Raw genomic sequence first — 11981 nt, 5'->3', positions numbered from 1 at the left:
AGTTGAAAATGCCTTTGCGAGGTTAAAACATTTTCGAGCGATTGCAACCCGATTTGATAAGCTGGCACGAAATTATCAGTCTATGATTTACATTGCTTGCATGTTCATTTGGTGTAAAGCCAAATAAGGACACGCCCTAGTTTTATACCAGCCTTTTTGATTATTAATTATCTCTATAGGTCGAAGAAACGAGTTTTTAGAGCTTACAAAGTACGTTGAATCTGCTTGTCATCCAAACAATTTACCGAGATACCTTTCAAATCATGTTCTTCAAATGAGACTGCGCCATAGTGATTGGTTACATTCAACGATTGCTCACCGATTCTACGTGCATGCTCAGTTAGCCGAAATCAACACGTACAAATAATTTTTCAGAACGATGTAGGGTTAGCTGAGTTAGATATTGATGCAGTAAATTTCGATTCTGATCTTCTTATTGGATAATCTGAAAGACGATATTGTTTGTCCGTTGGTTGAGACTTTTTACATTCAGTGTCTGTGAGTGCCATAACTTTAACAAGAATATTAAGTATCAATTTCTGGGTCAAATTATCCCAATAATTACTCATACAAGGCAAAAATTAGGTCAAATCACTTAGGATAGTATGGCAATAAAAAAGCCTTTAAACATTGCGTTTAAAGGCTTTTTTACATTCAGTCGAACAGCTTTGAATTAAATTTTAGGGTGGCGTCAATTGAAACAAACAACTAATATATAACAATTTTATTTACAAAAACAAAATAACCATACAAGCTATACCTTACAATGTTATTCTAAATTATTGTTTAATTTCTGCCGCCTCTACTGATATAGGAGCTGCTTCTGCTGTCGTAGCTAAGTTCTGAGTAGCTATTTGTATTTTAGCATCATCTTTTTCTGGCTCATGAGGGTTTGGCTTCACTGAAACTATAATTACAAGTGCTACAGCAAAAATCCATCGTGGTAATGGTTCCCTACCTATAAAATTAGCGAGCAAACTCGGTTTTATCAAGCAAGCAAATGTAGCGAAGAACAAAATATTGTAAACAATAAGAATGATCGCAGACATAGGAAATCCTTATAAATATATTTTGAAACATTATTAAAGTTATAAAGTACTATTAATTTTTAATTCAAATCGAACCTTTGAATTTCATCATAAGAGTTTGATATTAAAACAATCTCATGAAAAATAATAGGCCACCCACCACTTTTAAACAGTAAAATTACTCAACTAGAAATAAAAAACCAAGACAACTTACGCTATCTTGGTCTTCATCAAGCCTCAACAATATCGAGCTTGCTTTTTATCTTCCCACCATCCTTCGATCTCTACACGCTACCATACATAACAACAAGCTATAAGAAACTTCATATAACGGCATAAACAGGCAATAAAAAAGCCTTTAAACATTGAGTTTAAAGGCTTTTTTACATTCAGTCGAACAGCTCTGAATTGAATTTTGGGGTGGCGTCAATTGAACTCAAAACCCAAGCAACTGTTTTTATTTGATTTATAAGAAAAAAATAATTTCATTGACCCAATTTTGACCCAACTTCGATTTAATGCATTGAATCACTTTAATATCTTATTCAAATCCTGAATTTGGATTTGAAATGGCGTACGGTCATTATAGCTCAATTTTTAATTTGTATTTTTGCTTAGGACTCTTAGGCTTATCAGGAAGGGTGCGTTCAACCACACCTGCTTCTAATGCTGGAGTTAAATAATTTTTTTGGAATGTTGCTCGGTGGGACAAGTCTAATAGAGCCATCAGCTCAGTTAGGCTATATTCCTTCTGCTCCATATTCTGGATGAGACGTTTAACTTGATCGCTAACTTGTACGCTAGCTTGAGCGGTATCTTGATCGCTGGCATCAGAACTGAGTATTGCATCTAGAATCATCTGCAAAATAAACTCAATAAAAGGTGCAGAATCTGAACGATCTGTGCTCGCTTGCAATGCATCATAATAAGCTTTTTGGTTTTGATAAATCAGGCTTTCTACAGGGATATTGAGAAAAATTGGATTCCACTGGCTTAAGATCAAAGTTTGCCATAAACGCCCCATCCGCCCATTGCCATCAGCAAATGGGTGTATAAACTCAAACTCGTAATGAAATACTGAACTCTGAATCAATGGGTGTTCATTGCCATCAACCAACCACTGCAATAGCTCTCCCATCAAACGGTGAATTTGATTTGCAGGCGGAGCCATATGTACGACTCGATCCCCTGACATCACACCAACACCGCCATGGCGATACTGTCCAACCTCATCAATCAGTCCTGTCATCAATATTTGATGTGCTTTCAGCAAATGAGATTCTTGATCAGGATTCCAATTTTGAATTTCTTCATATGCCTTTAGGGCGTTACGCACCTCTTGAACTTCTTTAGGTGGAGCAATAATGGTCTTGCCATTCAGGATCGCTGTGATTTGCTCTGTACTCAAGGTATTCCCTTCAATTGCTAAAGACCCTTGAATCGTTCGAATACGATTGGCTTTTCGCAATTTAAGGCTATCTTGGATTTGGGTTAATGCAGTCAAACGCCCTATTGATTCACTAATTTGTGCAATCAAGTGAATAATTTTAGAGGTGATCGTATAAGGCGGTTGATATTTCATGCCATTCCTAATTGATGTAAAAACAAAGCACAGTTGATTAAACTCTAAAATATTAATATTTCATAGCTTAGTGAGTAATACCGACTACAAGCATGCTGGTTTTTTCTATCCTGAAACAGTGAGATAACTAATCAGTTATTCTTTTAAATTCTACTTTGCTTTATCTTTATTTTAAATATACGCAGGAAATTGCATTGTTCAAAGTTATTGATGGGTTAAAAAACAAGCTTGATCAGAAGCGACCTCTTTCTGACCTTATGTCTAAAAATTTACAAGAATATCTTATTCTGCATTGGACATACCATTCTAATGCAATCGAAGGTAATGCACTAAGACTGCTAGAAACCAAAGTCGTTTTAGAAGGCATCGCTGTAGGTGGTAAAAAATTAAAAGATCACTTCGAGGTAATTAATCATAGAGATGCGATCTACTACGTTGAGGATATCATCAAAAAAGAAGAGCCTTTTTCTGAGTGGCAAATTTGCAATATCCATCAATTGATTTTAAAAAATATCGATGATGACAATGCTGGACGCTATCGCCAGCAAAATGTACTCATTTCAGGTACTACTAACACGCCGCCAGATTACACATTACTGAATGATAAAATGGCTCAATTAGTAGATTGGTATAATACACAAGCAGATCTAATGCATCCCATTGAACGTGCAGCCAAAGTACATGCTGACTTTGTTGGCATTCACCCATTCATTGATGGGAATGGGCGTACCTCTCGTTTACTCATGAATTTGGAATTAATGAAAGCTGGCTATCCAGCTTGCGTCATTACTGTTGAAAATCGCTTAGCTTATTATGAGGCTTTAGATCAATGGATGGCACATGGTAAGACTAAGCCTTTTATACAATTGGTTGCTGATGCTGTACTGCAAGGATTTAAACCATATCAAGTTGTTTTAGAAATTTAAAAAATATCTACAGAATTTACGATACCTTGATCGCAAAAAGTAATTGTATAATTTAATGCAAAAGAGCTTTGTTGCACAAACCTATTGTTAAGGGCTTATTCCCCATTATAATTCTCAAATGAATAAGCCTTTAGGGATAGATTTGTGCAATAGAACCGATATAGTACAAAAATATATTTTTAAGAACTATCGAACACCAAATGAAATCTCACCATAGTTTTTTTTATTTTAGTCTTATATTCTTAGTGGCTTGTGGTGAAGGTGATAATTTTTCAGCAGGAGTGAGCTTAGGGGGATCTGGAACTGGACCATTACAAACGGGTACAACCCCAACGAGACCCTCGGATGATGCAGATCCAGAGATTGACATGATTGAGCAATATATAATCTGGTCGAATGGACAAATAGCAACTCAGTGTGGTGATGTAAAAATCACTATGCAATTACTACATAATCAAACAAAACAACCTCTTAATCACGGTGAGGCAAGTGGCGTGTTACTACCTACTCAAACTGAACCAAACAATGTTTCAATACAAGTGATTACTGAGAATTTAACTGAACGCCCTATATTTGAATATTTCACAGAATGTAAGTCCAACATTAAACTAGAAGATCAATTTGGGAATGAATATAAAAACACTCAAGAATATATTTGTCCAAATGACAGTCTGGTTAGAAAATATGACCCACTTCAAACTCGTACTTATCAATATAATTTTTCAGTCCCTTTTGCAGAGGGACAAAGAAAAATTATCTACAAACCTGATTTTTCAACAGAAATTCAAATACCTAAAGAGCAACGTTTAAACTGCAATGAATTAATCTACGAGATTAATATTGAGAAATATTAAATATTATTATAACTTTGAAATTATCAACGAAAGATGAATAGTAAAATACATTAGAATTCTCAACTTATGTATTTTACTACTCATCATGGTTTCTTTTGATTATAAGATGATGTTCTATACTTAAACCATCGTCCTTATTGCTATCTTTCTCTTAATGCTTCTTGAGCCTTATTGAATGGCTTGATTAAATAATCCAAGACCGTTTTCTCACCTGTTTTAATATCTACCGTTGCAACCATACCTGGGGTGATATTGAATTGCTGACCTTCTTTATTAACCAACTTGTCTGAATCCGTTCGAATATAAACACGATAGTAATACTGATCTTGCTTAACTTCATCTCTTAAAGTATCAGGGGAAATAATGGAAACTTTCCCTTTCAATCCCCCATAGATTGAATAGTCATAGGCAGTAATCTTAACCAGTGCTTCTTGTCCTGGATGAATAAAAGCAATGTCTCGTGGAGAAATACGGGCCTCAATCAAAAGCTTTTCATCAAGCGGAACAATTGTCATCAACTTACCATTCTGAGAAATCACTCCACCAATAGTCATCACATCAATTTCTTTGACAATCCCACGCACAGGGGACTTAAACAAGGTTCGGCTCAAAGAATCTGACTTGCCTTTCACCACTTGAGACTGAGTTTCAATATCTGTATTTGCTTTTGCCAGTTCTTCCCGAGCTTTTACTGAATATTGGTTTCTGACATCACTCATCTGATTACGTAAATCTGTCGCCTGTCGTTTCAGCCTTAAAACCTCTACCTCACTTGCTGCGCCTTTTGCAACCAATGGTTCTGTCATTTGCAACTCTTGCTCAACCAGAATCAGTGCTTGTTTTAAACCAGCTAAGGATTCTTCTAAGTTAGATCGACGTGAATGGTACAGTGCTGTTTCTTCCTCAACTAAACCACGCTCTTTTAATACTTCATTTGGAAACACTAAAGGCGTCCCGTTTACTTCTGCACGTAGTCGTGCCGCAGTTGCTTGAGAAGCAAGTAATAAAGATGCAGATTCACCGACATTTGATGCAAAACGAGTTGGATCAAGCTGAGCCAATATTTGACCTTTTTGAATAATTTCCCCTTCATGCACATAAAGCTTCGTTAAAATTCCACCTTCCAAAGACTGTATAGTCTGCTCCTTTGAAGATGGAATAACTTTACCCGTACCCGTTGACACTTCTTCAAGTTTAAAAAGCCAAGCCCAGATCAGTAAAACAAGAAGACCTACACAAATAATCCAGATAAACAGACTGGTTCGTGGTAAAGGTGGTTCAAATGCTTGAGGTTTTAGAGCATCTTTTTTTTCTGTCAGTTTTCTACTCATGATGCTGTACTCACTGCTTTAGCATTTGAATTGTTTAAGACTTGATTTTTAGGACCATCCATCACAATTTTTCCGTCATGAACCACAATAATGCGATCCACCAACTCCAGTACCGCGCGGCGGTGTGTTGCAATCACCAACGTTTTTTGCCCCAACCAATCTTTCAGGTTTTCAATGAGTTGTTTTTCAGAAACATCATCGATCGCAGCTGTAGGTTCATCCAACAATAGAATATTAGGCTGACGAAGTAGTAAACGTGCTAACAGCAAAGCTTGACGTTGGCCACCAGAGAAACCCATTCCACCTTCTAAAATTTGATGGTCTAAGCCTTCTTTCTTCTCAAGTACAAAACTTAATGCTCCTGTGAGATTCAGCGCATTTAAAATCTCTTGATCAGTCGCCAATGGAGCACCTAAGGTCAAGTTTTCCCGTACAGTTCCAAAAAATAAATGCGCATTTTGATTAAGCAAGCCCATATCACGACGTACGTCCATAGGATCAATCAATCGTAAATCAACCCCATCAAGTTTAACTTTTCCTTGTGTAGGCTCCTGCATTCCAGACAACAACTGTAGTAACGTTGATTTTCCGGCACCATTACGACCTAAAATTGCAATTTTCTCACCAGACTGAATTTCTAGTTTGGGAATAATCAATGTCGGTTTGGCATCATCATTGCCATATTTAAAGACTGTATCTTTCAGTTCATAATGTCCAGTTAACGCAGGGCGATGAATTAAATGTGCCTGTGGTGCTTGGTCTACAGGCTTCTTCATCAATTCATCCAAGCTTGTTTTGGCAACCTTGGCTTGTTGAAAACGCCCTAGAACACCCGAAATTTGTGCAATTGGTCCTAACATTCGTGATGATAAAATCGAGCAAGCAACGAGCGCACCAGTCGTCATTTCCCCTTTCATTACAGCAAAACATCCAACCAATACCACAATCGCAAAAGTTAAACCCTGAACTTTCTGTGTCCAAGCCCCAACAACTCCAACCAACTTACGCTGTCGCATAGAAATGTCCGCAGCAGCTTCATTCATGTGATTCCATTGATTCTGAAAGCGAGACTCTGCACGTAGTAACTTAATATCTTCTATGCCTTGAACAGCTTCCACCAGTATTGCATTACGAATAGCACCTTCACGCATACCCTCAGATGCCAATTTCGCCAATGGTTTCTGAATCAAAATGCCAGGAACAATCATTAAAGGAACAACTAAAACCATCACCCAAAAAAGATTGCCACCGATGAGCCAGAAAATTGCCAAAAATAAAAAGAAAAAAGGAAGATCAGCAATGGCTGAAATCGTTGTAGAAGTAACTAATTCACGTACTCCCTCCAATTCGCGTATTTGCGAAATAAACGTACCTGTTGATTTGGATCGCTCTTTATTTTTAATTCTTAAAGCATGACCAAATACCTTATCTGAAATTTTCAGATCGGCACGCTTGCCAATAATATCGGATAAATAAATACGTGCTACTCGCAGACAAAACTCAAATATTGCAGCAATCAGCACTCCCCCAGCCAATACCCACAAAGTCGGAACAGATTGGGCTGGAATGACTCGGTCATAAACATTCATCGAAAATAAAATTGTTGCCAATGCCAATATATTTGCCATTAACGATGCAAACATCACATCTAGATAACGCTTCCAGTCCCTGAGTACAATTGACCAAAACCAGCTTTGCTCATACGGCTTAATATATTCATCAATACGAACATCCGAGATGGACTTTTCAGGTCGTAAAATATAGATATTGGCTGCATTTTGTTTTAATAGCTCTACACTGAGGACTTGTGCTAACCCCTGATCACCACTGAACTGAATATTGGCATTACCATTTATATCCAGTTTATCCAGCACCCCAACTTGACCATCTTGCATCTCTATAAGTAGTGGTAAACGCCAAGGATTCAAAACCTCTTCATTAAACTCAATTTTCCGTATGCTCATTCCTATTTGACGGCTCATCACAGTCAAAATATCATCGATTGACTGATTTGGATTCCAATCGAGTTGAAGGCGTAAGCGTTCTTCAGATGGCTCAATACGATAATGCTTTGCAATCGCTAAGACGGCTTGAAGCCATGGCTGATAATAAATAGTTTTGCTCATGGTTGAATTTCAAACCCTTGAATTGAAATATTATTTAATTGATATAAATCACGAGTACGGCCTGTGATCTTGATGTATTGAACTAAATTGGCGTAAATATCATATTTTGCAGTTTCTATTTCTTGCGCTGCGCTGTGGATGGCCTGTTCCGAATTCAATAAATCAACCACAGATCGCGTACCTAATTTATATTGTTCTTGATACAACTCTTTCGTTCGAGTTGTAGACTGCTGACGTGCGGTTAGAATTTGAATCTGCTTTTGCTTGTTCTCTATTTCTTCACGAATCAATTGAACTTGATCCAATACATCAAGATAGACAGCATTCAATTCAGCCTTTGCTGCTTCTTCTGCATAACTTGCTGAGCGCTGTTTAGAGCGAATAGCCCCACCTTGAAAAAAATCACTGGTGGCTTCAAGCATGATTGAATTATAAAAGCCATCATCTTTGTTGTTATTTGGATTTGTGCCATTTAATGCCTGACTTAGGCTACCTTTTACATTAATTGTTGGGTAAGCACTTAATTTAGTTTGTTCTTTTTGGAATTTTGCAACTTGTATTGCCGCCTGAGCTGCCATCATTTCAGGAACTAAATTAAATTGCGTTTGTTCGTAAAGACCCGCATTTTTTACAATGGTTTCAGGTATTTTAATTTGCTGGTTGGAAACATCACGCCCCAATAAATTACGTAACTTTTGTTGATATTGCTTTAGCTGATTTTGTTGAACAATTTTATTGGATTCTGCTGCTTCCAAGTCTGATTGAGCTTGTACTGGATCTGCTTGGCTACTGATTCCCGCATTTGCACGTAGATTCGCAATTTCCGCAATACGAGCTATTCCTTTAATTTGCTGATCGGCAATGCGAACAATCTCTTGATATCGCTTAATATTTACAATCGCATTTGCCGTTTGATAGGCAATATCATCTATATTGACCAAAGCATTTGCTTGTTCTTGAAAAAGTTTCGCTTTTTCAATATCCACTGAACTTTTAATTTTTCCAAAATCATAGAGCATTTGTGTTGCCGAAAGCGTATAAAGCTGTCGTCCTCGCTCTCCCGTAGTTAAATCGGCTGTGGTGATTCCCCCCGAAACCTGTGGAAAATATTCAGCTTTTGCTACATCAATATTTGCTCCCTGCCCTGCTATCGTTGCAATACTTTGAGTAATCTCTGGACGATGGCGTAGCGCCTGATGCACAGCTTCCACAAAACTTAATTCTTGGTTTCCCTCTAACCAAGTTTCATTTGAAGCAATTGTCTTTGTTTTTTGATTGATTTGATTTTTAGATGATGTCACTAGAGGAAGATCTTCATGCATTGAAGTGCTTGCAAGGTCGAATTCACTCAGCTTTCCAATGTTTACTTTGTAAAAAGAATCATTCGATTCTTTGCCAAGTATTTGGTGTATTTCATCTTTTTTATGACTTAAATAATCATAAAAAGTGTCTGCTTTTACTGGCGTGACTAGAACGAAGAATGGAGATACTAAAATCCAGCCTAATCTCGATTTAATGGGAGTCATTTTTAAACATCTAAATAGAATCAATTACTTATAAATTGAAAAGTTGAACTCATATTTGCAATTACTATTCATCTTTATTGTTGAATCAAACAAAAAATAAAGATTAAAAAACGGCTATAGATCCGAAGATCTATAACCGTTTTATTTAGTTAGCCAATGACAAGCTGATTATTATCAATTAAATCCTGCAAGCTTAAACCTGCTTGGTTTTCGACGATTAATAAATCAGACATCGTATGAGTTGCAGCGCTACCATCACGATCTACCTGAATAACCGCATTACCATTTCCGTCAGCTACGACAGTAATATAGTCACCTATATTGCTTTTATCTGCCAATAAACCATCGAAGAAATCCGCAGCAAATTCAATTTTATCGTTAGCTTCGTAATCAACCCAAGTGTCTGTGCCATTTCCACCTTTTGCATCCGCAGCATTGAGCACATCATACATAATGGTGTCATCACCTCGTCCAGTTGAGATAATGTCATTGCCTGAACCACCATAAATAATGTCATTTCCAGCACCAGCAATAATAATGTCATCGCCTGAACCACCATAAATGGTGTCATTACCACCTTTTGTTGCTGGATCAGTAGCATCAGCGGCAATAAAGTCTCGATAATTAGCTTTTACAAAATCATAGATTTGTTGCTGTGTTGGTTCTGCTCCACCTGTTTCTGTCGCTTTTAAATGTGCAATTAGTTTCGAATAACCTGAATACTTTGGATATTGCAGAGGATCTAAGCCTGTAATCCAGTCTGTGTTCATAGCATCGCCAAACAGAACATCATCTCCTGCACCGCCTTTGACGGTATCAGCTCCAACATCTGCTGGAATAAAGTTTTCTGAACCACCGATGAGATAAGCGATCAATTTGTTTGCATCAGCAATCGCCTTTGCAGTACCATGATTGCTATCGCCATTCCATGTACCTGACAGTTTGTCGCCATTTACATCAGTATTGTCATAGCGTGATACAGTAGCATCACTAATCGCACTACTTACCCCAACTGCAAAAACTTTACTTTGGGCTGCCAATGGATTAAACGCATTATCAATTGTTGTTTGCGAACTAGAAGGTTCACCATCGGTAATATAATAGGTTTGATTCTCAAAATCTGCTGATGAAACATCATCAAACCAATCTACTGCTTTAACAAAGCCTTGTTCTGGATTTGTACCACCACCTGCTTGCAAAGCATCAATATAAGCAAAGATTTGATCAATATTATCTGCACTGACATCTAAGAAAACCTGATTATACTGGTTACCTGTACCACCACTTGCAGAGAACGAAGCAATTTGCAAGTTGATGACACCGTCATGATCGACCATCTGCTGTATGAATGCTTTTAACCCTTTTTTAGCAATATCTAAACGTGATTCACCAGCAGGCGGATTGCTAGTACCATTCATAGCCCATAACATACTTCCAGATAAATCTAGTACAATCGATACATTATAGTCCTGACCTGCGACAAAATTAGTTTGCAAGCCTCCTGTGTCACCAGCAAGCACATCATTTCCTGAAGTACCTACGACATCGTTATCACCATTATTAATATCTGTTGATGGATCAGCCTTCACTACAGCATCTAATTGGTCACTATCTTGAAGCTCGTTTCCATTGCGATCATCAACCTTGGCAACAACCTCTGTAGCATTCCCTTGTGCTGGTGTTAAGGTATAGCTATATTCACCATCCACATTTGTAAATACTTCTTCAGTGAATGTTAATGTTTCACCGTTTTCGTCAATACTAGTAATTTCTAATGTGACTTTACTGTTTGGTGCAACATCTTCTGTTGTACCTGTGATTTGAGTACTATCTGTATCAACAATATTAACGGTGATCGAACCATCAACTCTGTCTAAGCCTTCACTCTCATCACCTGGTGTTGTTGGATCATCATTTTTGCCTGTACCTAGGTTGTCTTCAGCTTCAACAGGTTTACCATTACGGTCTTCTGTTTCTGCTTTCACTGTTAGGTTTCCATCGGCAAAGCCCACTGGAACTTGTGCTGTGTAGCGACCATCTGGCTGAACAATTGCAGTGACTGTGCTGTCAACCAATGGGTTACCATCTTTGTCTTGGCCGGTAATCGTCAACTTCACTTCACTGCCAGGCTTAACGTCTGTTGTACCACCAGTAATATTACCTTTGTTGTCAACTTTAACGGTGATTGCACCATCAACGCGATCTAAACCACCTTGGTCTGGTGTGCTTGGATCATTGTCATGATCTGTCTTGCCTTCTAGCGTTGCCGTATCAGTGACTGGCTTGCCGTTGTTGTCGGTTGATTTCGCCTCTGCTTCAACTGGTGAACCATCAACAATTGCTGCTGGGATATCAACAGTGTATTTACCATCAACCACGGTAGTTTCAACGTCTTCCTTAACTGGATTACCGTCTTTGTCTACACCTTCAATGGTTACAATGACTTTTTCGCCTTCAGGTACGTCTGTCACTGTGCCTGATACTGTGCCTGCTTTCGGATCAATTTCAGCGGTGATTGCACCATCAACGCGATCTAAACCACCTTGGTCTGGTGTGCTTGGATCATTGTCATGATCTGTCTTGCCTTCTAGCGTTGCCGTATCAGTGA

General features: G+C 38.0%; 8 protein-coding genes and 1 pseudogene. 3 read left to right on the top strand and 6 right to left on the bottom strand.

The features are described from left to right. Positions 1–127 (top strand): annotated as a pseudogene (locus DCO44_RS16335) (IS5/IS1182 family transposase); the annotation flags it as partial. A 652-nt stretch (positions 128–779) separates the two neighbouring features. Here DCO44_RS16335 and DCO44_RS16325 read toward each other — a convergent pair. Beyond that, the gene (locus DCO44_RS16325) at positions 780–1049 is read right to left on the bottom strand and encodes a hypothetical protein (RefSeq protein WP_116763726.1); all 270 of its coding nucleotides are present in this window, start codon (positions 1047–1049) and stop codon (positions 780–782) included. A gap of 562 nt (positions 1050–1611) precedes the next feature. Then, positions 1612–2610 carry a Fic family protein gene (locus DCO44_RS16320; protein WP_116763724.1) on the bottom strand — a complete coding sequence of 333 codons (999 nt, stop codon included), beginning with the start codon at positions 2608–2610 and terminating at the stop codon, positions 1612–1614. Between the two features lie 194 nt (positions 2611–2804). On the opposite strand from DCO44_RS16320, the gene DCO44_RS16315 reads away from it, so the two are divergent. Further along, on the top strand, positions 2805–3536 hold the full coding sequence (locus tag DCO44_RS16315) for a Fic family protein (RefSeq protein ID WP_116763722.1): 732 nt from the start codon (positions 2805–2807) through the stop codon (positions 3534–3536). Between the two features lie 200 nt (positions 3537–3736). After that, positions 3737–4390 (top strand): hypothetical protein, encoded by a 654-nt coding sequence (locus DCO44_RS16310; RefSeq protein WP_116763720.1) that lies wholly within the window; start codon positions 3737–3739, stop codon positions 4388–4390. Positions 4391–4530: 140 nt separating this feature from the next. On the opposite strand, the gene DCO44_RS16305 is transcribed toward DCO44_RS16310, so the two are convergent. From DCO44_RS16305 to DCO44_RS16290, 4 genes are all read right to left on the bottom strand, one after another. Beyond that, complete coding sequence (locus tag DCO44_RS16305) at positions 4531–5721, bottom strand: HlyD family type I secretion periplasmic adaptor subunit (RefSeq protein ID WP_116763718.1); 1191 nt, start codon at positions 5719–5721, stop codon at positions 4531–4533. Further along, on the bottom strand, positions 5718–7847 hold the full coding sequence (locus tag DCO44_RS16300; RefSeq protein WP_116763716.1) for a type I secretion system permease/ATPase: 2130 nt from the start codon (positions 7845–7847) through the stop codon (positions 5718–5720). The genes DCO44_RS16305 and DCO44_RS16300 overlap by 4 nt, the downstream gene beginning before the upstream one ends. Further along, the gene (locus DCO44_RS16295; protein WP_116763715.1) at positions 7844–9373 is read right to left on the bottom strand and encodes a TolC family protein; all 1530 of its coding nucleotides are present in this window, start codon (positions 9371–9373) and stop codon (positions 7844–7846) included. The genes DCO44_RS16300 and DCO44_RS16295 overlap by 4 nt, the downstream gene beginning before the upstream one ends. A 149-nt stretch (positions 9374–9522) precedes the next feature. Then, positions 9523–11981 (bottom strand): type I secretion C-terminal target domain-containing protein (locus tag DCO44_RS16290; RefSeq protein ID WP_228157564.1); only part of this gene is annotated, 2459 nt, incomplete at its 5' end.

The sequence above is a fragment of the Acinetobacter sp. AM genome (genome assembly GCF_003105055.1).
In the GTDB taxonomy this organism is placed as follows: domain Bacteria; phylum Pseudomonadota; class Gammaproteobacteria; order Pseudomonadales; family Moraxellaceae; genus Acinetobacter; species Acinetobacter tibetensis.
This window is presented reverse-complemented; position numbering and strand designations above follow the sequence as displayed.

Excerpts from the sequence above, each read along its gene's own strand:
- DCO44_RS16325 (WP_116763726.1), bottom strand. The coding sequence starts at position 1,049 with ATGTCTGCGATCATTCTTATTGTTTACAATATTTTGTTCTTCGCTACA.
- DCO44_RS16320 (WP_116763724.1), bottom strand. The coding sequence starts at position 2,610 with ATGAAATATCAACCGCCTTATACGATCACCTCTAAAATTATTCACTTG.
- DCO44_RS16310 (WP_116763720.1), top strand. The coding sequence starts at position 3,737 with ATGAAATCTCACCATAGTTTTTTTTATTTTAGTCTTATATTCTTAGTG.
- DCO44_RS16305 (WP_116763718.1), bottom strand. The coding sequence starts at position 5,721 with ATGAGTAGAAAACTGACAGAAAAAAAAGATGCTCTAAAACCTCAAGCA.
- DCO44_RS16300 (WP_116763716.1), bottom strand. The coding sequence starts at position 7,847 with ATGAGCAAAACTATTTATTATCAGCCATGGCTTCAAGCCGTCTTAGCG.
- DCO44_RS16295 (WP_116763715.1), bottom strand. The coding sequence starts at position 9,373 with ATGACTCCCATTAAATCGAGATTAGGCTGGATTTTAGTATCTCCATTC.